General features: G+C 66.7%; 22 protein-coding genes. 7 read left to right on the forward strand and 15 right to left on the reverse strand.

Features of this window, described 5'->3' with window-relative positions; all coding sequences use genetic code 11:
* Window positions 1-4 precede the first annotated feature (4 nt).
* The 8 genes from MF6396_RS21965 to MF6396_RS22000 form a co-directional block, all read right to left on the reverse strand.
* Window positions 5-574 (reverse strand): DUF4136 domain-containing protein, encoded by a 570-nt coding sequence (locus tag MF6396_RS21965; RefSeq protein ID WP_043860942.1) that lies wholly within the window; start codon window positions 572-574, stop codon window positions 5-7.
* A 19-nt stretch (window positions 575-593) separates the two neighbouring features.
* Window positions 594-1,223 (reverse strand): DUF4136 domain-containing protein, encoded by a 630-nt coding sequence (locus MF6396_RS21970; RefSeq protein ID WP_078481562.1) that lies wholly within the window; start codon window positions 1,221-1,223, stop codon window positions 594-596.
* A gap of 30 nt (window positions 1,224-1,253) precedes the next feature.
* Window positions 1,254-2,003, reverse strand: coding sequence for a methyltransferase domain-containing protein (locus tag MF6396_RS21975; protein ID WP_054916639.1), 750 nt, complete (start codon window positions 2,001-2,003; stop codon window positions 1,254-1,256).
* Entirely contained in the window at window positions 2,000-2,305 is a 306-nt protein-coding gene (locus MF6396_RS21980; RefSeq protein WP_043860945.1) for a MazG-like family protein, read from the reverse strand. The genes MF6396_RS21975 and MF6396_RS21980 overlap by 4 nt, the downstream gene beginning before the upstream one ends.
* 122 nt (window positions 2,306-2,427) lie before the next feature.
* Window positions 2,428-3,018, reverse strand: coding sequence for a LysE family translocator (locus tag MF6396_RS21985; RefSeq protein ID WP_078481563.1), 591 nt, complete (start codon window positions 3,016-3,018; stop codon window positions 2,428-2,430).
* Between the two features lie 50 nt (window positions 3,019-3,068).
* Window positions 3,069-3,902, reverse strand: coding sequence for an AraC family transcriptional regulator (locus MF6396_RS21990; RefSeq protein WP_078481565.1), 834 nt, complete (start codon window positions 3,900-3,902; stop codon window positions 3,069-3,071).
* A gap of 40 nt (window positions 3,903-3,942) precedes the next feature.
* Window positions 3,943-4,815 (reverse strand): MaoC family dehydratase, encoded by an 873-nt coding sequence (locus MF6396_RS21995; protein ID WP_058540782.1) that lies wholly within the window; start codon window positions 4,813-4,815, stop codon window positions 3,943-3,945.
* 2 nt (window positions 4,816-4,817) lie between these two features.
* Window positions 4,818-6,170, reverse strand: a complete 1,353-nt coding sequence (locus MF6396_RS22000) for a 3-oxoacyl-ACP reductase (RefSeq protein ID WP_078481566.1) — start codon at window positions 6,168-6,170, stop codon at window positions 4,818-4,820.
* A gap of 124 nt (window positions 6,171-6,294) precedes the next feature.
* Between MF6396_RS22000 and MF6396_RS22005 the strand changes: the two genes are divergently transcribed.
* On the forward strand, window positions 6,295-7,572 hold the full coding sequence (locus MF6396_RS22005) for an acetyl-CoA C-acetyltransferase (RefSeq protein ID WP_043860950.1): 1,278 nt from the start codon (window positions 6,295-6,297) through the stop codon (window positions 7,570-7,572).
* Here MF6396_RS22005 and MF6396_RS22010 read toward each other — a convergent pair.
* A complete protein-coding gene (locus MF6396_RS22010; protein ID WP_043860951.1) occupies window positions 7,559-8,575 on the reverse strand; it encodes a bile acid:sodium symporter family protein in 1,017 nt (338 codons plus the stop codon). The two genes, MF6396_RS22005 and MF6396_RS22010, sit on opposite strands and share 14 nt — an antisense overlap.
* 85 nt (window positions 8,576-8,660) lie before the next feature.
* Between MF6396_RS22010 and MF6396_RS22015 the strand changes: the two genes are divergently transcribed.
* Together MF6396_RS22015 and MF6396_RS22020 are read left to right on the forward strand one after the other, a co-directional pair.
* Entirely contained in the window at window positions 8,661-9,452 is a 792-nt protein-coding gene (locus tag MF6396_RS22015; protein ID WP_054916636.1) for an AraC family transcriptional regulator, read from the forward strand.
* A 192-nt stretch (window positions 9,453-9,644) separates the two neighbouring features.
* On the forward strand, window positions 9,645-10,538 hold the full coding sequence (locus MF6396_RS22020) for a PA4780 family RIO1-like protein kinase (RefSeq protein WP_043860953.1): 894 nt from the start codon (window positions 9,645-9,647) through the stop codon (window positions 10,536-10,538).
* A gap of 4 nt (window positions 10,539-10,542) precedes the next feature.
* Here MF6396_RS22020 and cueR read toward each other — a convergent pair whose 3' ends face one another.
* From cueR to MF6396_RS22035, 3 genes are read right to left on the reverse strand one after another with little or no spacing between them, the layout of a single operon-like run.
* The gene (gene cueR / locus MF6396_RS22025; protein ID WP_043860954.1) at window positions 10,543-10,944 is read right to left on the reverse strand and encodes a Cu(I)-responsive transcriptional regulator; all 402 of its coding nucleotides are present in this window, start codon (window positions 10,942-10,944) and stop codon (window positions 10,543-10,545) included.
* A complete protein-coding gene (locus tag MF6396_RS22030) occupies window positions 10,941-13,343 on the reverse strand; it encodes a heavy metal translocating P-type ATPase (RefSeq protein WP_058540777.1) in 2,403 nt (800 codons plus the stop codon). Before MF6396_RS22030 ends, cueR begins: the two co-directional genes overlap by 4 nt.
* Before the next feature lie 54 nt (window positions 13,344-13,397).
* Complete coding sequence (locus tag MF6396_RS22035; protein WP_054916634.1) at window positions 13,398-13,784, reverse strand: hypothetical protein; 387 nt, start codon at window positions 13,782-13,784, stop codon at window positions 13,398-13,400.
* Window positions 13,785-13,920: 136 nt separating this feature from the next.
* On the opposite strand from MF6396_RS22035, the gene MF6396_RS22040 reads away from it, so the two are divergent.
* Together MF6396_RS22040 and MF6396_RS22045 are read left to right on the forward strand one after the other, a co-directional pair.
* Window positions 13,921-14,121 carry a heavy-metal-associated domain-containing protein gene (locus MF6396_RS22040; RefSeq protein ID WP_043860957.1) on the forward strand — a complete coding sequence of 67 codons (201 nt, stop codon included), beginning with the start codon at window positions 13,921-13,923 and terminating at the stop codon, window positions 14,119-14,121.
* A 252-nt stretch (window positions 14,122-14,373) separates the two neighbouring features.
* A complete protein-coding gene (locus MF6396_RS22045; RefSeq protein ID WP_078481568.1) occupies window positions 14,374-15,555 on the forward strand; it encodes a multidrug effflux MFS transporter in 1,182 nt (393 codons plus the stop codon).
* On the opposite strand, the gene MF6396_RS28700 is transcribed toward MF6396_RS22045, so the two are convergent.
* Both MF6396_RS28700 and MF6396_RS22050 read right to left on the reverse strand, forming a co-directional pair.
* A complete protein-coding gene (locus MF6396_RS28700; RefSeq protein WP_116052671.1) occupies window positions 15,539-15,703 on the reverse strand; it encodes a sensor domain-containing protein in 165 nt (54 codons plus the stop codon). The two genes, MF6396_RS22045 and MF6396_RS28700, sit on opposite strands and share 17 nt — an antisense overlap.
* Window positions 15,704-15,817: 114 nt before the next feature.
* Complete coding sequence (locus MF6396_RS22050) at window positions 15,818-16,831, reverse strand: zinc-binding alcohol dehydrogenase family protein (RefSeq protein ID WP_078481569.1); 1,014 nt, start codon at window positions 16,829-16,831, stop codon at window positions 15,818-15,820.
* Window positions 16,832-16,941: 110 nt separating this feature from the next.
* Here MF6396_RS22050 and MF6396_RS22055 point away from each other — a divergent pair, with 110 nt between their 5' ends.
* Both MF6396_RS22055 and MF6396_RS22060 read left to right on the forward strand, forming a co-directional pair.
* Window positions 16,942-17,862, forward strand: a complete 921-nt coding sequence (locus MF6396_RS22055) for a LysR family transcriptional regulator (protein WP_043860960.1) — start codon at window positions 16,942-16,944, stop codon at window positions 17,860-17,862.
* 356 nt (window positions 17,863-18,218) lie between these two features.
* Window positions 18,219-18,947 (forward strand): ArsR/SmtB family transcription factor, encoded by a 729-nt coding sequence (locus MF6396_RS22060; RefSeq protein ID WP_043860961.1) that lies wholly within the window; start codon window positions 18,219-18,221, stop codon window positions 18,945-18,947.
* A 58-nt stretch (window positions 18,948-19,005) separates the two neighbouring features.
* Here the strand turns inward: MF6396_RS22060 and MF6396_RS22065 are convergent, their stop codons facing one another.
* Window positions 19,006-19,959, reverse strand: coding sequence for an adenosine deaminase (locus tag MF6396_RS22065; protein WP_054916632.1), 954 nt, complete (start codon window positions 19,957-19,959; stop codon window positions 19,006-19,008).
* Window positions 19,960-20,097: the final 138 nt, after the last annotated feature.

Raw genomic sequence — 20,097 nt, forward strand, 5'->3', positions numbered from 1 at the left:
CGGCTCAGTGGGGCGGGTAGTTGGCCAGTACCTTGGCCACGGTATTCTGGATCGCGGTGTTGCGCTCGGTGGGGCCGGGCGGGTAGTTGTTCATGATCTGCTCGGCGCTGCCGCGCCATACCAGCTTGCCGTCGCGGCTGTCGAACAGGTCGACCTGGATGGTGGCGACCTTGTAGTCGACGCTGCGGGTCTCGTTGTAGGCCGGGCCGCCCCAGTAGCCACCCCAGTAACCGCCCCAGGCACCGCCGTAGTTGGTGGTGATCTGCTGCTGGCGGTTTTCGACGATCAGGTAGGTTTGCACCTTGAGGTCACCCCTGGCGTTGCCCTGGGCCGGGCGCAGGCCACGCTGGTCGAGCTGTTCGCTGACGGCCTGGCGGATGCGCTGCTCGGTGAGGTCGCTCTTGATTCGCGGGTCGTCCGGGCGATATTGCAGGGCCGGCTCCTGCCAGCTCCAGCTGCGGTAGGCCGCAAAGTCGCGGCTGGCATCGAAGTCCTGGGTGACGTTGTTGCTCTGGCAGGCGCCGAGCAGCGCCAGCAGGGCCAACAGGGGGAGTAGAGCGAGACGGCGCAGCATGATGATTCTCCGGTTGCCTTCAGCTTGGGGGGTAGCCATCCAGGGCCTTGTGCACGGCATCGCGCAGGGCGCGGGCGCGCTCGCTCGGTGAGCCCTGGCTGGTGGTTTCTGCGCTGGCGCTCCAGACCGGCTGGCCGCTGCCGGCATCGAACAGGTCCAGGCGCACCACCATCACGTCGACCTGGTAGGTGCGTATGATCGGCACGCTGCCATACACACCATAGCCGTTGCGATAGCCGCCGTAGCGGTTGTAGCCGATGCCCCCGTAGCCGTAGTCGTCATAGGGGTAGTAATCGTCGCGCACCTGGCGCAGGCGCCGTTCCATGCGCAGGTCGGCACTGACCAGCAGGTCGCTGCGGGTGTTGCGCGCAGGCCGCAGGCCGCGCTGGTCGAGGGCGGCGCTGACTGCGTCGGCAAGCTCGGCCGGGTCGCTGGAGGCGCTGCCGGCCGGGAGCTGGCCGTTGCGCCATGACCAGCTGCGGTAACGGCCATAGTCACGGGCCGGTGCCGGGTAGGCGCTGGCGTCGAAGGTGGTGGCCGCCTGGGGCGGGGCCGGCGGCAGCGGTCGGGAGCTGGCCACATACGGGTTGCTGCCCTGGCAGGCGGCCAGGGCCAGGCACAACAGGCCCAGGGTCAAACGGTACGGCATGGCAGTCTCCCGGCAGACACGGCTCGGTACTCAGCGTGGGTGGCACATCCAGTGCAGGTAGCGGCCCAGGCCGGCGAAGGCCGGGTGGCGGCGGTGCGCCAGTTCCATTTCGAGCAGGTCGAGCAGTTCTGCCTTGGCCTGGAACTCGACGGGCATGTAGTCGTGGAACACCCGTACACCGCTCTCGCTGTGTATATCCCACAGACCTTCAAGGTGCGCCCGGAGTTCGCGCGGATCAAGTGGTTTTTGCGGGGTCAGGCTCTGCTTTTCACCGGCCAGGCTGGCCCCGCGCAGTTTGCGGAAATGGCCCTTGAGCAGGTTGCGATACACCAGTGCGTCGCGGTTGTAGAAGGCCAGCGACAGCAGGCCGTCGGCGCGGGTGAGCTGGTGCAGCACCGGCAGGATGGTCTCGGGTTCGGCCAGCCATTCGAGCACGGCGTGGCACAGCACCAGGTCGTAGGGTTCGGTGAGCTGGCCGAGCAGTTCCTGCCAGGGCGCCTGGATGAAGGTGGCCGGCTGGCCGGCGGCGGCGAAGCGTTCGCGGGCGCCCTCGAGCATCGGCGCGGCGGGTTCGGCCAGGGTCACCTGGTGGCCACGCTCGGCCAGCCACAGGGCCATGTGGCCCAGGCCCGCGCCGATGTCGAGCACGCGCAGGGGGCGGTCGGGCAGGGCTTCGGCGAGGTCGGCCTGGAGCACCGCGAGGCGGATGGCGCCCTTGGCGCCGCCGTAGATCTTTTCGGCGAAGCGGGTCGCCAGGGCGTCGAAGTGGCGGTCTTTCATCGGGCGAAGCGCCGTTCGCTGTCGGCCAGCTTGCTGCGCACCACCTGGTCCATGTCCAGGCCCAGTTCGCTGCACAGCAGCAACAGGTAGAGCACCACGTCGCCGACTTCCTGGCCGGCGTGTTCGAGCTGCTCGGGGGACAGCTGGCGCGACTGGTCCTCGCTGAGCCACTGGAAGATCTCCACCAGCTCGGCCATTTCCACGCTGGCGGCCATGGCCAGGTTCTTGGGGCTGTGGAAGCCGCGCCAGTCGTTGTTGTCGCGGATGGTGTGCAGGCGGGTGGTGAGTTCTTGCAGGTTCATGGGTGGGGGCTCTCCTCGTGCGGCGTAGCTTAGCGCGGGTCGGCGGGTTTTTCAGGGGATTGTGCTGGCCTGTTCGCCGGCAACGCCGGCTCCTGCAAGCCCTGTGTCAGGTGCATGGGGCCTCACTGCCAGAGGCTGGCCCAGGCCGACACCAGCAACAGCAGCGCCAGCCCCTGATTGACCCGGCGCAGCACCACCGGCGAACCGCTCAGGCGCCGCGCCCCGCTGCCGAGCAAGGCCCAGGCACCCAGGCACGGCAGCGCGATCACGAAGAACACCAGGCTCAGGTGCGTCACCTGCAGCAGGCGGTCGCTGGCTGCGGCATCGATGAACACGCTGGCCACCGCCAGCGCCATCATCCACGTCTTGGGGTTGATCACCTGCAACGCCGCCGCGCCCCACAGGCCCAGCCTGGCCGACGTCGCGCCCGATTGCTGCACCTGCACTGGGCTGCGAAAGATCTTCCAGGCCAGCCAGGTCAGCCAGGCCACGCCCAGCCCGTTGAGCAGCGGCTGTACCGCCGGGGCCCGGAACAGCACCTCGCCCATACCGCTGCCCACCAGCCAGACGATCAGCGCGGCCCCTGCACCGGCCCCCAGGATGATTGGCAATGCAGCGCGCAGGCCATGGCTGGCGCTGTTGCTCAGTACCAGGAAATTGGTCGGCCCGGGGGTGATGGACGCAACGAAGGCAAACAGCATGAAGGCCAGCATTGGGCAGGCTCCTTGGTAGAGGGGCTTGCATGCTCGCGTGTTGGCGCGCGTCAGTCTGGAAGCTTTGTGCAGCGCTTGCGGTACTGTGCCGGGGTCATGCCATAGGCGCGCAGGAACCAGCGCCCCAGGTGGCTCTGGTCGGCAAAGCCCAGCGCTGGCGCCACCTGTGCCGGGCTCGACCCTGCCGCCAGCAGCCGGCGTGCATGGGCCAGGCGCAGTTGCACCAGGTAGGCGTGGGGCGCCAGGCCGAACGCGGCCTTGAAGGCGCGGCTCAGGCGAAAGCGGTCGATGTTGCACGCCGCCGCCAGTTGCTCGAGGCCGATGTCGTGGTGCAGGTGTGCATGCAGGTAGTCGCGCGCCCTTTGTGCCACCAGCGGCAGGCGCGGGTCGGGGTCGAGCCGGCGGCGCCATTGCAGATGCCCGCTCAGGTGCTCCAGCAACTGGTCCAGTGCCGCCTGGCGCACCATGCGCAGCTCCGGTTCGTGCAGCGACTGGAAGGCGCAAGCGGTGGCCGCTGCCAGGCGCGGGTCGCTGGCCAGGGTGTGGGCAAAACCGGGTTGGCTGGCGGGCGGGGCATGCTCGGTAAAGCCGCGCAGCTCGCGCTCCAGCCATTGCGGGTCGAGGTAGAGCATGCGGTAGGTGAAGCCCTCGGGGCTGGGCGCATCGCCGTCGTGCAACTCGCCGGGTTCGAGCAGAAACACCTTGCCCGGTGTGCTCTGGTGGCGGGCGCGGCGACAGGTGAACTGCTGGACGCCCTGTTCGGTCACGCCCACCAGGTAGCTGTCGTGCCAGTGCGGATCATAGGCATGCCCGCGAAAATGCGCGCGCAAGGTCTCGATGCCGGTATCGGGCTCCTGGCGCAGGTCTATCCAGTTGCTGTTCATCGTGTGCTACCGGCAAAGAAAACCGTTATCGCCCGGTCCGTCAGGCAGGTCTAGAAGATTCGTGCAGCGTGTGCCAACTGCCGGTCATGTGCACCAGGTCGCCGTGGCCCACCAGGCGGAACTGGCCGTCGGGTGCGACTGCGCTGCCCTCCAGCACCACTTCGCTGGGCAGGCGCACAGGCTTGTGAAAGGCCACGTCCACCTCGTAGCCGCTGAGCGGCAGGTGCCCGCGCAGCGCGGCCAGCGCCATGGCCTTGCTCCACATGCCATGGGCGATGGCCTGGGGAAACCCGAACAGGCGAGCGCTGAGCGCACTCAGGTGGATGGGGTTGTAGTCGCCGCAGACCTTGGCGTAGCGCCGGCCGATGTCGCTGTCGGCATACCAGCGGGTCAGCTCGCCCAGAGGCAGCGATTCAGGGGTGTCGACGGCGGGTGGTTCGCCTTCGAGCTTGACGCCGCGACACAGCATGCGGCTGCGCTCGTGCCAGAGCAGCCCCAGGCTGTCTTCGGCTTCGGTCATCAGGTCGAAGGTCGCGCCCTTGGCGTGGGGCTGCAGGTTGTCGACGAACACGCTGAAGCGCAGCGTGCCGATGCCACCCAGCGGGCGCACCACGCGGATGCGGTTGTTCAGGTGCACAAGGCCCAGCAGCGGGAACGGGAAGTCGTCGGCGGTCAGCAGTTGCAGTTGCAGGGCGAACGCCATCACATGGGGGAAGGTCGGCGGCAGGTGGCTGTCGTCGCCGAAGTGGCAGAGCTTGCGGTAGGCCTGCAGGCGCTGTGGATTCACGCCGATGGCGCAGTGCAGGCCGCTGGCGGGCAGGCTGTCGCCGGTGATGCTGCGCTTGCGCGCAGCCTTCAGGTACAGCCCGCTCAGCCCTTGCGTGCGGTGCAGATCGTGCCAGTGTCGGTCCATGCTCATGCCCCCATCACGGCCTGGCCGCATACGCGCAGCACCTGGCCGTTGACCGCGCCACTGCCGGGCTGTCCCAGCCAGGCCACGGCTTCGGCAACGTCCTGCGGCAGGCCGCCCTGGCCCAGGGAGCTCATGCGTCGCCCGGCTTCGCGCAGGGCGAAGGGGATGGCCGCCGTCATGCGTGTTTCGATGAAGCCGGGGGCCACCGCATTGATGCTGGCACCCCGCTTGGCCAGCAGCGGCGCCCAGGCCTGGGCCAGGCCGATCAGGCCGGCCTTGCTGGCGGCATAGTTGGCCTGCCCGCGGTTGCCGGCGATACCGCTGATCGAGGCCAGCAGCACGATGCGTGCGTTGTCGTGCAGCGCGCCGCCGTCGAGCAGCGCCTGGGTCAGCACCTGGGGGGCCTTGAGGTTGACCGCGAGCACGGCGTCCCAGTATTCGGGGGTCATGTTGGCCAGGGTCTTGTCGCGGGTGATGCCGGCGTTGTGCACGACGATGTCGATGCCCTCGGGGAGCGCTTCGAGCAGGTGCGCCGATGCATCGCTGGCGCAGATGTCCAGCGCCACGCTGCGCCCACCCAGGCGCGCGGCCAGGGCGTCGAGGTCGGCCTTGGCCTGGGGCACGTCGAGCAGCACCACCTCGGCGCCGTCACGGGCCAGGGTTTCGGCGATGGCGGCGCCGATGCCGCGGGCCGCACCGGTGACCAGCGCCTTGCGCCCGGCCAGCGGGCGCGACCAGTCCTGTACCTGGGTGGCGCAGGCGGTCAGGCGCAGCACCTGGCCGCTGATGAAGGCGCTCTTGGGCGAGAGGAAGAAGCGCAGCGCGCCTTCGAGCTGGTCCTGCGCGGCCTGGTCCACATACAGCAGTTGCAGGGTGGCGCCGTTGCGCAGTTCCTTGGCCAGCGAACGGCTGAAACCTTCCAGGGCCCGCTGCGCCACGCTGGCCAGCGGGTCGTCCAGCGATTCGGGCGCGCGCCCCAGGAGCACGATGTGCGCACTGGCAGCCAGGCTGCGCAGCAGCGGCTGGAAGAACTCGCGCAGTTGCTTGAGCTGGTCGCTGTCGTTCAGGTGGCTGGCGTCGAACACCACGGCCTTGAGCTTGGGCCCCAGGCCCGCGACCCAGGCCGGCAGTTCGAGGCTTTCATCGGCATAGCTGTAGACCTCGTCGGTCAGGCGCCTGGCAAAGGCGGCCACGTTCGTCACCAGCGGCCCGCCGCCGAGCAGCAGGGCGCCTTCGACCGGGCGCAGCCTGCCGGCTTCCCAGCGCTCCAGGCGGGCGGGGGTGGGCAGGCCGACGGCACCGGCCACGCGCCGACCGAATGAAGAGTTGGCGAAGTCGATATAGCGGTCGCTCATGTGAACGTCTCCCGGAAATTAAGCACCAAAGTGTGGACCATGTTTCGCCTTCGGTCGTTCGACTGGCGAAAAAACACCTACGCTATAGCGGGTCTATCCCGTCTCGGAATAAGGAAGTCTGTGCATGCGCGCTTTACGTCGGGTCGCGATCATCGGCGGCAATCGAATCCCGTTCGCCCGCTCCAACGGGCCCTACGCCACGGCCAGCAACCAGGCGATGCTGACTGCGGCAATCGAAGGGCTGGTGGAGCGTTTCGGCCTGCATGGCCTGCAACTGGGCGAAGTGGCGGCGGGCGCGGTGCTCAAGCACTCGCGCGACATGAACCTGACCCGCGAATGCGTGCTGGGCTCGCGGCTGTCGCCGCAGACCCCGGCCTATGACCTGCAGCAGGCCTGCGCCACGGGGCTGGAAACCGCGCTGATGGTGGCCAACAAGATCGCCCTGGGGCAGATCGACAGCGGCATTGCCGGCGGTGTGGACACCACCTCCGATGCGCCGATTGCGGTGAACGAGGGGCTGCGCAAGTTGCTGCTGCAGGCCAATCGGGCCAAGACCACGGGCGACAAGCTCAAGGTGTTCCTGCAACTGAGGCCCTGGCACCTCAAGCCCGAGCTGCCGCGCAATGGCGAGCCGCGTACCGGGCTGTCGATGGGCGAGCACTGCGAGCTGATGGCGCAGACCTGGCAGATAGGCCGTGCCGAGCAGGACGAGCTGGCCTTGCGCAGCCACCAGAACCTGGCCCGGGCGTTTGCCGAAGGCTGGCAGGATGACCTGCTCACGCCCTTCCTGGGCCTGACCCGCGATCACAACCTGCGCCCGGACCTGACCCTGGAGAAACTTGCCAGCCTCAAGCCGGTGTTCGAGCGCAGCGCCAAGGGCACGCTGACGGCGGGCAACTCCACGCCACTGACCGATGGCGCTTCGGTGGTACTGCTGGCCAGCGAAGAGTGGGCGCGCGAGCGCGGGCTGCCGATCAAGGCGTATTTTCTCGATGGTCAGAATGCTGCGGTGGATTTCGTCAAAGGCCAGGAGGGGCTGCTGATGGCGCCGGCCTATGCGGTACCTCGACTGCTGGAGCGCAACGGCCTGACCCTGCAGGACTTCGACTTCTACGAGATCCACGAAGCCTTCGCCGCCCAGGTGCTGTGCACGCTGAAGGCCTGGGAAGACGCCGACTACTGCCAGAGCCGGCTGGGCCTGAGCGAGCCGTTGGGTGCCATCGACCGCGACAGGCTCAACGTCAAGGGCAGTTCGCTGGCTGCAGGGCACCCGTTCGCCGCCACCGGCGGGCGCATTCTGGCCAACCTGGCCAAGCTGCTGGACGAGGCCGGCCAGGGCCGCGGGCTGATTTCGATCTGCGCCGCGGGCGGGCAGGGCGTGACCGCGATTATCGAGCGCTGACCAGCGGCGCCTCCTTGGCCAGGGGCGCCGGGCGGTTGGCGTAGTGTTCGGCCATGATCGAGCACACGATCAACTGCAGCGGGTGATAGATCATGATCGGCAGCAGAATCAGCCCCAGCCCGGGATGGGCGCCGAAGATCAATGCGGCCATCGGTGCGCCGGCGGCCAGGGATTTCTTGCTGGCGCAGAACACTGCGGCGATCTCGTCGGCCGGGCTGAACCTGAGCAGCCGCGCGCTGCGGGTGGTCAGCCACAGGATCAGCGCCAGCAGCAAGGCGCTGCCCAGAACGGCGGTGAGCAGTACCGAGCCACCCTGCTGCTGCCACAGCCCCGAGATCATCGAGTTGCAGAACGCCGCGTACACCAGTAGCAGGATCACCACCTTGTCCATCACGTTGGTGTAGCGCTTGTGGCGGGCAAAGAAGCGGCCCAGCCACGGGCGCAGCAACTGCCCCAGCACCAGCGGCAGCAGGAGCATGGCGCACAGGTCGAGCAGGGTGGCGCCCAGGTCGATGCCATCGCTGCCGTTGCCCACCACCAGGCTCACCAGCCACGGGGTCAGGAAGATGCCCAGCACGCTGGACAGGCTGGCGTTGAGGATCGCGGCGGGCACGTTGCCGCCGGCGCTGCCGGTCAGCGCCACCGACGAGGAGATGGTCGAGGGCAGGGCGCACAGGTACAGAAAGCCCAGCATCAGCAGCGCTGGCACATGGCTGCCCAGCACGCTGTTGCCCAGCCACCACAGCAGCGGGAACACCACGAAGGTGAAGCCCTGCACCATCAGGTGCAGGCGCCAGTTCTTCAGGCCATGGCGGATCTGTTCGCTGGACAGGTTGATGCCGTGCAGGAAGAACACCACGAACACACCGATGTTGATCACGTATTCGGCGTGCATCGAGCCGCCGCTGGCACCGAAGTGCGGGAACAGCCAGGCGAGGAAGGTGGCGAGAAACATGCCGCACAGGAACCAGTCGGTTACCACGCGCTTGAGGTGAGCTTGCATAGGCGGGCCTGCGAATCATCTTGTAATAACGAAGCGGCAGGCTAACCTGTGGCCATTCTTCCGTCTCGCGACACAAGGCCAAGCGATGCCGAGTAACGGACAAAATCTGCTGCCACGCCCAATCCCGCTGCTCGATGCCCTGCCGCGGCCACTGTATGCGCGTGCCGAAAGCCTGGGGGCCGGCTCGTGGACGCCGCGTCATCGACACGACTGGATACAGTTTTCCTATGCGATCAGCGGGGTGCTGGGGGTGTACACCGCCGAGGGCAGTTTTTTTGCGCCGCCGCAGTGGGGCGTGTGGATACCGGCCGGGGTGGAGCATGAGGTGATTACCTCGACTCGTGCCGAAATGCGCAGCCTGTATGTGCGTCAGGCCGATGCGGCGTGGGCCGGGCCGCGCTGCCGGGTGCTGGAGGTGACGCCGCTGGCCCGTGAGCTGATCAAGCAGTTCTGCCTGTTCCCGGTGGATTACGCCGAAGGCGAGAGCCCCGAGGCACATCTGGTGCAGGTGCTGCTGGAGCAGTTGCAGGGGCTGCCCGAGGTGGGTTTTTCGTTGCCGCTGCCGCAGCACCCGCGCCTGCTCGAGGTGTGCAATGCATTGCTGGCGCACCCGGAGCGGGACGCCGGCCTGGCCTACTGGGCCGAGCGCCTGGGGCGTTCGCAGAAGACCCTGATGCGGTTGTTTCAGCGCGAGACGGGGCTGAGCTTTCGCGGCTGGCGCCAGCGCATGCGCCTGCTGTCGTCGCTGCAGGCGCTGGAGCAGGGGCAGAGCGTGACCCAGGCGGCGCTGGGTTGCGGCTATGAGTCGACGTCGGCGTTCATCGTGGCGTTCAAGGGCTTGTTCGGGGCGACGCCGGGGGAACTGTTCAGGCAGTGAGTGTCTGCCATGTTCGGGAAGCCACGAGGCACTCGGTGCAGGCGGGATTAAATTATTTGGACATTATCGGGTCCACTTCCTTTGAGGGCCTTGTTGTATCGTGAGCGCGCATCTGGCTCATGGCTGTGAGACGATGGCCGGCAACCCGTGATACCCGTGTGTTTGGCAAAACAGGACCCAGAACAAAAGCCGATGAAGACTCCAAAACGCATAGAACCACTGATAGAAGACGGGCTGGTCGATGAAGTCATCCGACCCCTGATGAGTGGCAAGGAAGCCGCGGTGTACGTGGTGCGGTGCGGTACCGAGCTGCGCTGCGCCAAGGTCTACAAAGAGGCCAACAAGCGCAGCTTCCGTCAGGCCGCCGAATACCAGGAGGGCCGCAAGGTGCGCAACAGCCGCCAGGCGCGGGCCATGGCCAAGGGCTCCAAGTATGGGCGCAAAGAGGCCGAGGAGGCCTGGCAGAATGCCGAGGTGGCAGCCCTGTTTCGCCTGGCCAGTGCCGGCGTGCGGGTACCCAAGCCGTTCGACTTTCTCGATGGCGTGCTGTTGATGGAGCTGGTGTCCGATGCCCATGGCGATGCGGCGCCACGCCTGAACGACGTGCACCTGGAGGCCGATCAGGCCCGCGAGTACCACGACTTCGTGATCCGCCAGATCGTGCTGATGCTGTGCACCGGCCTAGTGCATGGCGACCTGTCGGAATTCAACGTGCTGCTCGGCCCTGACGGCCCGGTGATCATCGACCTGCCCCAGGCGGTGGATGCGGCCGGCAACAACCATGCGTTCAGCATGCTCGAGCGCGATGTGGGGAACATGGCCGGGTACTTCGGCCAGTTTGCCCCGGAGCTCAAGGCCACCCGCTACGCCAAGGAAATGTGGGCGTTGTACGAGGCCGGCGAGCTGACTCCGGAAAGCCCGCTGAGCGGGCAGTTCGCGGAGGACGAGCACAGCGCCGATGTCGACGGGGTGATGCGCGAGATCGAAGCGGCGCGCCTGGACGAGGCGCGCCGGCAGGCTGCACGCGCCGAGGCGGAGAACGGCCCGGCCAAGGCCGAGGAACCGCCACCGCCGTGGATGCAGTAACGCGCTAGTGACAGCAGCTGCCGGCTGCCAGGTCCTTGAGGATCGGGCAGTCGGGGCGATCGTCCCCCTGGCAGTGGGCGACCAGCTCGCTCAGCGTATCGCGCAGGCTCACCAGCTCGTCGATGCGCCGGTTCAGGTCGGCTATATGCTCGTTGGCCAGGGCTTTCACGTCGGCGCTGGCGCGCTGGCGGTCCTGCCACAAGGTCAGCAGTTTGGCCACTTCCTCCAATGAAAACCCCAGGTCTCGCGAGCGCTTGATGAATGCCAGCGCGTGCAGGTCGTCCTGCTGGTAGAGGCGGTAGCCACTGTCGCTGCGCGAGGCCGGCTTGAGCAGGCCGATGGACTCGTAGTAGCGGATCATCTTGGCGCTCAGGCCGGTACGTTTGGCGGCTTGTCCGATGTTCATGGGGCATCGTCCTGTGGCGGCGTTTGCGGTTTCCAGGTTTTGAGCAGCAAGGCGTTGCTGACCACGCTGACGCTCGACAGGGCCATGGCCGCACCGGCCAGCACCGGGTTGAGCAGGCCGAAGGCCGCCAGCGGAATACCGATCAGGTTATAGATGAAGGCCCAGAACAGGTTCTGGCGGATCTTGGCGTAGGTCTTGCGGCTGATCTCCAGGGCGGCCGGTACCAGGCGCGGGTCGCCGCGCATCAGGGTGATGCCGGCGGCCTGCATGGCCACATCGGTGCCGCCACCCATGGCGATGCCGATGTCGGCGGCGGCCAGGGCCGGCGCGTCGTTGATGCCATCACCCACCATCGCTACCACACCCGATTTCTTCAGTTCGAGAACAGTGGCGGCCTTGTCGGCCGGCAGCACCTCGGCGTATACGTCATTGATGCCAAGGGCCTGGGCCACCACCTTGGCGCTACCGCGGTTGTCGCCGGTCAGCAGGTGGCTGCTGATGCCCTGTTGGCTCAGCTGGCGTACGGCGGCGTCTGCGCCAGGTTTGAGGCTGTCGCCGAAGGCGAACAGGCCCAGCACCCGTGGTTGCGCACCGCGCTCGATCAGCCACGACAAGGTGCGCCCCTCGGCCTCCCAGGCCTGGGCGCTGGTGGCGAGTTCACCCGGTTGCAGGCCGCTTTCTTCCAGCAGGCGACGGTTGCCCAGGGCCAGGTCGCGGCCATTGAGGTGGCCGGCGATGCCGCGGCCGGTCAGCGATTGGCTGTCGTCGATGTCGGGTACGGTCAGGCCCTGCTCCTGGCAGGCATCCAGTACCGCCTTGGCCAGCGGGTGTTCGCTGCCGCGTTGCAGGGCGCCGGCCAGTTGCAGCAGTTCGCCTGCCTCGATGCCCTGGGCCTTGCTGTGAACGATGCGCGGGCTGCCGGAAGTGAGGGTGCCGGTCTTGTCGAACACCACGCGGTTGACTGCATGGGCACGCTCCAGCGCTTCGGCGTCCTTGATCAGGATGCCGTGGCGCGCGGCCACGCCGGTACCGGCCATGATCGCGGTGGGTGTGGCCAGGCCCAGGGCACAGGGGCAGGCGATGACCAGCACGGCCACGGCATTGATCAGCGCGGTTTCGATTGGCGCGCCGGCCAGCCACCAGCCGACCAGGGTTGCCAGGGCCAGCACCAGCACGGCTGGCACGAACACTTGGCTGACCCGGTCGACCAGTTTCTGGATGGGGGCCTTGGCGGCCTGGGCGTCTTCGACCAGGCGGATGATGCGCGCCAGCACGGTTTCAGTACCCAGGGCCAGCACACTTACCAGCAGGCGGCCTTCGCCGTTGATGGCGCCGCCGGTCACGCGGTCGCCCGGCTGCTTGGGCACGGGCAGGCTTTCGCCGCTGATCAGGGCTTCGTCGGCATGGCTCTGGCCCTCGATCACCTCACCGTCCACCGGGAAGCGTTCGCCAGGCAGCACGCGCACCAGGTCATGCAGGCGCAGGGCGCTGATGGGTACGTCGCGCTCCTGGCCGTCGATCACCTGCAGGGCGCGCTCAGGGCGCAGGGCTTCGAGGGCGCGGATGGCACTGGCGGTCTGGCGCTTGGCGCGGCTTTCCAGGTACTTGCCCAGCAGCACCAGGGCGATGACTACCGCCGAGGCTTCGAAATACAGGTGCGGCATGCTGCCTGCAGTGGCCCGTGCCCATTCGTACAGGCTCAGGCCGTAACCGGCGCTGGTGCCCAGGGCTACCAGCAGGTCCATGTTGCCGGCCCCGGCGCGTACCGCCTTCCAGGCCGCGACATAGAAGCGTGCGCCCAGGATGAACTGCACGGGGGTGGCCAGTACGAACTGTGCCCAGGCCGGCAGCATCCAGTGGATGCCGAAGGGCTGCAGCAGCATCGGCAGCACCAGCGGCAGGGCCAGCAGTATGGCCAGGCCGACCGACCAGCGCTCCTTGCGCAGGCGTCGCTCGGCGTCGGCCTGGTCGGCCTTGCCCGCTTGCGGCAGGCTGGCCGTGTAACCTGCCTGGGTCACCGCGTCGATCAGCAGCGCGCTGTCGACCTGCCCCAGCAGCTCGATGTGCGCGCGCTCGTTGGCCAGGTTGACGCTGACCCGCTGTACGCCGGGCACCTTGTTCAAGGCCCGCTCCACGCGCCCGGCACAGCTGGCGCAGGTCATGCCGCCAATCTGCAGTTCGAGGCTCTGGGCGGGCACGCTGTAACCGGCCTGGCTGACGGCGTCGACCAGTGCCGGCAGGGCGTCGGCAGGGGCTTGCACCCGGGCGTGTTCGGTGGCGAGGTTGACGCTGACGTGTTCGGCGCCGGCGACTTTGCGCAGGGCGCGCTCGACACGACCGGCGCAGCTGGCGCAGGTCATGCCTTGAATCGGCAGATCGAAGGTGGTTGATGCGGACATGGGGCTCTCCTCCTTGGACAGGCGCCAAGCATCAACCTTACCCCATTGGCAAGGTCAATAGCCCAGAGCGGCCTTCTTCAGGCTGAGGCCATTGTTGTCCATGACGATGCGGTACTTGTTGACCTGGCCCGCCAGTACGTTGATTCGCGTGCTGCGCTGGTTCTCGATGCCGTTGTTGCAGCCCGGTGCCTGCCCGGGAAGCAGGCGCAGGCGCACGTTCACCGGGCCGCCCGGCAGGTTGAACGAGGTGGAGTGTTCCTGGAACAGTCGCGCCGACAGCTGGTCGTTGAGATAGATGCCGATCTCGCAGGACGTGGCGACCTCCAGACGCTCGCGGGAAATGATCAACACGCTGTAGTCCGACGGCCCTTCGGCGCTGGCCAGGGGCACGATGCTGCACAACCCGAGCAAACCGATAAGGCCCAATGCTGCCCTGCCCATGAATGAATCTCCTGCTGATCGTTCGACAAGGGCGCAGCTTGGCCGAGCTTGGCGCGGATTTCCAGTTCGGCATGCACTTGACCTTGCCCCGATGGCAAGCTTGAGACTGCGCTCAAATCCCAAGGAGGTAGTTCCCATGCAAGTATTCACTGTTCAAGGCATGACCTGTGGCCACTGTGTGAAGGCCGTGACCCGTGCGGTACAGAGCCAGGATGCACAGGCCATCGTAGAGGTGGATCTGGCCAGCAAGCAGGTGCGCGTCGACAGTTCGCTGCAGGCACCGCAGATCGTGCAGGCGATTGTCGATGAGGGTTACAAGGCCGAGCTTGTGGCCTGAACAAGCCGGTAGCCGCTTCGCCTGTAGGAGCCAGCCTTGCTGGCGAACCGGCGCGAAGCGGCTACCGACCCTGCATGGGCGGTGTGTCTGCTGCACTGTGCATTCCGGTGTGCGAGCGCTGCGCGCTCGGTCGACGGCAAGGCCGGCTCCAACAAGGGGCGCACGTGCCAGCGAATTCGGCAAAAGATTCGCGGCTTATCCATGGCAGCCCGGTTAGACTAAGGCACTTGCTTAGCCTGCTATGGATTCCCGATGAACCTGCGCACCATCCTGATCCTCGGCGCACTCAGTGCGTTCGGGCCGTTGGCGATCGATTTCTACTTGCCCGGCTTCCCGGCAATGGCCCTGGCCTTTGCGACCGACGAAAAACACATCCAGACCACTCTGGCTGCCTATTTCCTGGGCCTGTCGCTGGGGCAGCTGGCCTATGGCCCGGTGGCCGACCGCTTCGGTCGACGCATTCCGCTGCTGGTCGGGGTGACCCTGTTTACCCTGGCGTCGCTGGCCTGTGCCTTTGCACCGAGCCTGGACGCCCTGATCGCCGCGCGTTTTGTACAGGCCCTGGGTGGTTGCGCAGGGATGGTGCTGTCGCGGGCCATCGTCAGCGACAAGTGTGATGCAGTGGCTTCGGCCAAGGTGTTCTCGCAACTGATGCTGGTGATGGGCCTGGCGCCGATCCTTGCCCCGATGCTGGGCGGGGTGCTGGTCAACCTGTATGGCTGGCAGTCGATCTTCCTCGCGCTCACCCTGTTCAGCGCCGGCTGTACGCTGGCCGTTGCCCTGGGCCTGCCGGAGAGCCTGCCTTCCAACCAACCACGCCAGCCGCTGTCGGGGGCGTTGCGCCAATACGGGCGCCTGCTCAAGGACCGCGTGTTCATGGGGCATGCACTGACCGGCGGCATCGCGATTGCCGGCATGTTCGCCTATATCGCCGGGTCGCCCTTCGTGTTCATCAAGCTTTATGGCGTACCGGCCGAACATTACGGCTGGCTGTTCGGCAGCAATGCGGCGGGCTTCATCCTGGTGGGGCAGGTGAATGCGCGATTGCTGGCCAAGCGTGGGCCTGCCTTTTTGCTGGCCCGCACGGTGTGGGTATACCTGGCGGCCGGGCTGGTGCTGCTGGGAATCAGCGCGCTGCATACGCAGGCGCTGTGGCCGTTGCTGGTGCCGCTGTTCGTGTGCATTGCCAGCCTTGGCTGCATCATCCCCAACGCCTCGGCCTGCGCCATGAGCGGGCAGGGTGCCCGCGCCGGCAGTGCCTCGGCGTTGCTGGGGTGCGTGCAGTTCAGCGTGGCGGCGGGTGCGGCTGCCCTGGTGGGAGTGCTGCATGACGGCAGCGCGCTGCCGATGGCGCTGGTCATCAGCCTGTGCGGTGCGGCGGCGGTGGGCGTGGCTATGTTGACCCGACGCCTGCAGCTCAGCCGACCTGCTTGAGCGGGTGCGGGGCCCGCAAGCGTTGTTGCAGGGTGTCGACAAAGGCGCGAGCCTCGGCCTCGCTGCGAAAGCTGACCACATGCTGGTCGAGCTGAACCTGCCACGGGCACCCGGGTTTGCGGGCTGATGCACTGACGATAATCTTCATCGCTGCCTACCTGTGTGGTTGGGTAAATGCAGCAGCATTGTAGCGCCGCGACCGGGCCCCGGCATGACCGGCGTCAGTGTACTGACTGACGGTCATGCCGGGGCCCGGAGGGGCTCAGAACCCTTCCAGCACGATCTTGCCCTTGGCTGCACCGCTTTCGAGCAGCGCATGGGCCCGGCGCAGGTTGGCTGCATTGATCGGGCCGAAATGCTCGCCCAGGGTGGTCTTGAGGGTGCCTGCGTCGATCAGCTCGGCCACGCGGTTGAGCAGCGTGTGCTGCGCCTGCATGTCGGCGGTTTCGAACAGCGAGCGGGTGTACATGAATTCCCAGTGCAGCGACAGGCTCTTGCGCTTGAGCTTGGTCACGTCCAACTGCTTGGGGTCGTCGATCAGCGCCAGCTTGCCCTGCGGGGCGAGTGCCTCGACCAGCTGGTCCAGGTGCTGGTCGGTCTGCGTCAGGCTGGCAACGTGGGTAACGCTATCGATACCCTGCGCCTTCAGGGCCTGGGCCAGTGGCTGACGGTGATCGGCTACCACATCGGCGCCCAGCTCCCTTACCCAGGCCTGGGTTTCGGGACGTGAAGCGCTGGCGATGACCTTGAGCCCGGTCAGTTGACTGGCCAGTTGAGTCAGGATCGAACCGACGCCGCCGGCGCCACCGACGATCAGCAGGCTCTGGCCCAGGTCGGCCTTGCCTTCGGCGATCTGCAGGCGTTCGAACAGCAGCTCCCAGGCGGTAATGGCGGTCAGCGGCAATGCGGCGGCTTCGGCGAAACCCAGGGTTCGGGGCATGTGCCCGACGATGCGCTCGTCGACCACGTGCAGCTCGCTGTTGCCCCCGGCGCGGGCGATGGAGCCTGCGTAGTAGACCTTGTCGCCAGGCTGGAACAGGCTGACCTCGCTGCCCACCGCCTTGACCACACCGGCAACGTCCCACCCCAGCACCTTGGCCACGCCGGCCTCGGGTTGCACGTTCTGGCGCACCTTGGTGTCGACCGGGTTGACCGAGATGGCGTGCACCTGCGCCAGCAGGTCGCGCGGGCCAGGCTGCGGGGCGGGCAGCTCGATGTCCTGCAGCGCGGCGGGGTCGGCGATCGGCAACGATTGATAGTAGGCAATGGCTTTCATGAAGAGGTCCTTGAGGGGGGAGTGCCGCCATCATCAGTGCTTTCACTTGGGGTTAAAACCCGATAAAACGGCAGATACTTTCAATTTGTTTTTGATAATGAGGCCGACAAGTGCTGCGTACCGATGATCTGCAACTGTTCGTGCGCGCTGCGGAACTGGGCAGCCTGTCGGCCGCTGCGCGCCAGCTGGACCTTTCGCCGGCAGTGGCGAGCGCAGCGCTCAAGCGCCTTGAGGCGCAATTGAAGGTGCGCCTGCTGGCCCGTTCGACGCGCAGTCTGCGCCTGACCGCTGAAGGCGAGGGGTTCCTCAACCACGCCCGGGTAGCCTTGGCCAGCCTTGAGGAGGGGCGGCGGGCGTTGGCTCAGGGCCAGGCCGAGGTGAGCGGCGTGCTGCAGTTGTCGGCACCGTCGGATTTCGGACGCAATGTGCTGTTGCCCTGGTTGGACCAGTTGCAGCAGGCGCACCCATTGCTGAACGTGCGCCTGCTGCTGGGCGATCGCAATGCCGACCTGTTTCGCCAGCCGGTGGATGTGGCGCTGCGCTACGGCACCCCCGAAGACTCGAGCCTGGTGGCGTTGCCCCTGTGCCCCGACAACCGCCGGGTGCTGTGCGCCGCACCTGATTATCTGGCGCGCCATGGCCAACCGGCGACGGTTGCACAGCTGGCCGAGCACAACTGCCTGCTGTACCAGTTGGGTGGCCGTGTGCATGACCAGTGGCGCTTCAGTGACGGGGCCGCGACACAGACGGTGCTGGTGCGTGGCGACCGCTTTTGCGACGACGCCGACGTGGTACGGCGCTGGGCCGTGGCAGGTGTGGGCATTGCCTACAAGTCATGGCTGGATGTGGCAGCCGATGTGAAGGCCGGGCGCCTCGAAGTGCTGCTGCCCGGGGTGCGGGGTGAAGCTGCGCCGCTGAATCTGCTGTGCACCCACCGGGCGCAGCTCGGCAAGCCTGTGCAGTTGCTGCGCGACGAACTCAAGGCCAGATGCCGGCACCTGCTGGAGCCGCTGCTGGCGATGACCGGCTAGGCAGGGCCGGCTGTCGGGCGCTGGATCAGGGTCATACATTTCATTTTAGGTTGAGTGACTTGTTTACCTTGGATGTAGGGCGTTGCGCGCTCATCGGCCCTTGAGCGCAACCCTCGCTCTGCAGGGAAAGCCGCCCCCATGCGGCTGTGGTGCCAGGGGCGGAAGGCCCGCCACCCGAAAGTGACCTTTGCAGAAGGCCACATGGTTGCCCAAAACGGGCAATTTTGCCGGAGATAGAGGCCGTTTAAGTGCTTACAGGCCGGCATATACTTGCCCCCGCAGTCGTTACCAGCAAGAGACGTTTCCATTGCAGGGGCGGGCAAGTTACGTCTTCGGAATCCGCAGGGAGTGCAGATATGAAACCTGTAGCAAGTATCAGTGTGATCGCCAGCCTGCTGGCTGACCCCAAGCGCAGCGCCATGCTGTGGGCCTTGATCGACGGTCTGGCCCGCCCCTCCGACGAGTTGGCCAGGATGACCGGCCTGACACCTTCTTCCACCTGCGCTCACCTTGGGCGCCTGCTGGCAGGGGGGTTGCTGAAGATAGAGGCGCGCGGGCGCAAACGGTATTTTCGGCTGGCAGCCCCGGAGGTGGGCGCCGCTGTGGAGGCGCTGGCCAGTGTGCCGGTGCGCGAGCATTTTCGTCAGGGCGTGCGTGTCAGCCGGGAGGCGCCGGGGATCCCGCTGGCGATGCGCCGCGCACGCTTGTGCCGTGACCACCTGGGCGGTGAGCTGGCGGCCGACCTGTACCAGCGCTTGCAGGAGGCCAAGTGGCTGGAGCTCTGCGACCGCCAGTTGGAGGTCAGCTCGCTGGGGCGCCTGCACTTTGCCGACTTTGGCATCTTCGTCGAGGCATTGGCACTGCGCGAGGGCAGAGCCTGCAGCGCGTGCAGTTGCTGCAGCGAGTGGAGCGAGCAGCGCCCGCACCTGGGCGGGGCTCTGGGCAGCAGCCTGCTCAGGCTTTTCGTGCAGTCGGGCTGGGTGCGCATGAACGGTGACTCGCGCGCCTTGCACGTCACCCCCGCCGGGTTGCGTGAAATCCCGCTGATTGCACAGTCGCCCATGCCGTTGGCGGTGGGGGAGTAGCCGCAGGTGGCGGGCAAGGCCGACCCACCGGTGATGGGTCGACCTGCCCGCGCAGAGGTCAGGGCTTGAGCAGGCGCGCATCCAGGCTGTTCTGCGCCAGACGCCTGGCCTGGTCCTGGGTCATGCCGAGGTGGGTATGCAGGGCATGGAAGTTCTCGGTCACGTAGCCACCGAAATAGGCTGGGTCGTCCGAGTTCACCGTGACCTTCACGCCACGCTCGAGCATCTCGAGGATGTTGTGTTCGCGCATGTGGTCGAACACGCACAGTTTGGTGTTGGACAGAGGGCAGACGGTCAGCGGGATCTGTTCGTCGATGATGCGCTGCATCAGGCGCTCGTCCTCGATGGCGCGCACGCCGTGGTCGATACGCTGGATCTTGAGCAGGTCCAGGGCTTCCCAGATGTACTCGGGCGGGCCTTCCTCGCCGGCGTGCGCGACCGTCAGGAAGCCTTCGCTACGGGCGCGGTCGAACACGCGCTGGAACTTGCTGGGCGGGTGGCCTTGCTCCGAGCTGTCCAGCCCCACGGCGATGAAGGCATCGCGAAAGGGCAGGGCCTGATCGAGGGTGGCGTGGGCCTCGTCTTCGCTCAGGTGGCGCAGGAAGCTCAGGATCAGGCCACTGCTGATGCCCAGCTTGCGCTGGCCATCCTTGAGGGCTGCGCTTATGCCGGCCAGTACCACCTCGAACGGGATGCCCCGGTCGGTATGGGTCTGGGGGTCGAAGAACGGTTCGGTGTGGATCACGTTCTGTGCCTTGCAGCGCAGCAGGTAGGCCCAGGTAAGATCGTAGAAGTCCTGCTCGGTGCGCAGCACGTCGGCGCCCTGGTAGTACAGGTCGAGGAACTCCTGCAGGTTGTTGAACGCATAGGCCGCGCGCAGGGCCTCCACATCGTTCCAGGGCAGGGCGATGCCATTGCGTTCGGCCAGAGCGAACAGCAGTTCGGGCTCGAGCGATCCCTCCAGGTGCAGGTGCAATTCTGCCTTGGGCAGCGCGTTAAGCCAGTCGTACATAGCGTGTTCTCATCAAGGTGCGGTTGCGCGCCATTCTACAGCGGTTGACGAGGGGCGGCGCGAAACCTGGCCGGATGGTCCGGCAGCAGGAAACCTTCCACAGCAGCTACAGTCTCTAGCCACACCCCTTCTGTTCAA

It is taken from the genome of Pseudomonas sp. MF6396, assembly GCF_002018915.1.
GTDB classification, from domain to species: Bacteria; Pseudomonadota; Gammaproteobacteria; order Pseudomonadales; family Pseudomonadaceae; genus Aquipseudomonas; species Aquipseudomonas palmensis.

Coding starts and splice junctions, on each gene's coding strand:
- MF6396_RS21965 (WP_043860942.1), bottom strand. CDS start 574: ATGCTGCGCCGTCTCGCTCTACTCCCCCTGTTGGCCCTGCTGGCGCTG.
- MF6396_RS21970 (WP_078481562.1), bottom strand. CDS start 1,223: ATGCCGTACCGTTTGACCCTGGGCCTGTTGTGCCTGGCCCTGGCCGCC.
- MF6396_RS21975 (WP_054916639.1), bottom strand. CDS start 2,003: ATGAAAGACCGCCACTTCGACGCCCTGGCGACCCGCTTCGCCGAAAAG.
- MF6396_RS21980 (WP_043860945.1), bottom strand. CDS start 2,305: ATGAACCTGCAAGAACTCACCACCCGCCTGCACACCATCCGCGACAAC.
- MF6396_RS21985 (WP_078481563.1), bottom strand. CDS start 3,018: ATGCTGGCCTTCATGCTGTTTGCCTTCGTTGCGTCCATCACCCCCGGG.
- MF6396_RS21990 (WP_078481565.1), bottom strand. CDS start 3,902: ATGAACAGCAACTGGATAGACCTGCGCCAGGAGCCCGATACCGGCATC.
- MF6396_RS21995 (WP_058540782.1), bottom strand. CDS start 4,815: ATGGACCGACACTGGCACGATCTGCACCGCACGCAAGGGCTGAGCGGG.
- MF6396_RS22000 (WP_078481566.1), bottom strand. CDS start 6,170: ATGAGCGACCGCTATATCGACTTCGCCAACTCTTCATTCGGTCGGCGC.
- MF6396_RS22005 (WP_043860950.1), top strand. CDS start 6,295: ATGCGCGCTTTACGTCGGGTCGCGATCATCGGCGGCAATCGAATCCCG.
- MF6396_RS22010 (WP_043860951.1), bottom strand. CDS start 8,575: ATGCAAGCTCACCTCAAGCGCGTGGTAACCGACTGGTTCCTGTGCGGC.
- MF6396_RS22015 (WP_054916636.1), top strand. CDS start 8,661: ATGCCGAGTAACGGACAAAATCTGCTGCCACGCCCAATCCCGCTGCTC.
- MF6396_RS22020 (WP_043860953.1), top strand. CDS start 9,645: ATGAAGACTCCAAAACGCATAGAACCACTGATAGAAGACGGGCTGGTC.
- cueR (WP_043860954.1), bottom strand. CDS start 10,944: ATGAACATCGGACAAGCCGCCAAACGTACCGGCCTGAGCGCCAAGATG.
- MF6396_RS22030 (WP_058540777.1), bottom strand. CDS start 13,343: ATGTCCGCATCAACCACCTTCGATCTGCCGATTCAAGGCATGACCTGC.
- MF6396_RS22035 (WP_054916634.1), bottom strand. CDS start 13,784: ATGGGCAGGGCAGCATTGGGCCTTATCGGTTTGCTCGGGTTGTGCAGC.
- MF6396_RS22040 (WP_043860957.1), top strand. CDS start 13,921: ATGCAAGTATTCACTGTTCAAGGCATGACCTGTGGCCACTGTGTGAAG.
- MF6396_RS22045 (WP_078481568.1), top strand. CDS start 14,374: ATGAACCTGCGCACCATCCTGATCCTCGGCGCACTCAGTGCGTTCGGG.
- MF6396_RS28700 (WP_116052671.1), bottom strand. CDS start 15,703: ATGAAGATTATCGTCAGTGCATCAGCCCGCAAACCCGGGTGCCCGTGG.
- MF6396_RS22050 (WP_078481569.1), bottom strand. CDS start 16,831: ATGAAAGCCATTGCCTACTATCAATCGTTGCCGATCGCCGACCCCGCC.
- MF6396_RS22060 (WP_043860961.1), top strand. CDS start 18,219: ATGAAACCTGTAGCAAGTATCAGTGTGATCGCCAGCCTGCTGGCTGAC.
- MF6396_RS22065 (WP_054916632.1), bottom strand. CDS start 19,959: ATGTACGACTGGCTTAACGCGCTGCCCAAGGCAGAATTGCACCTGCAC.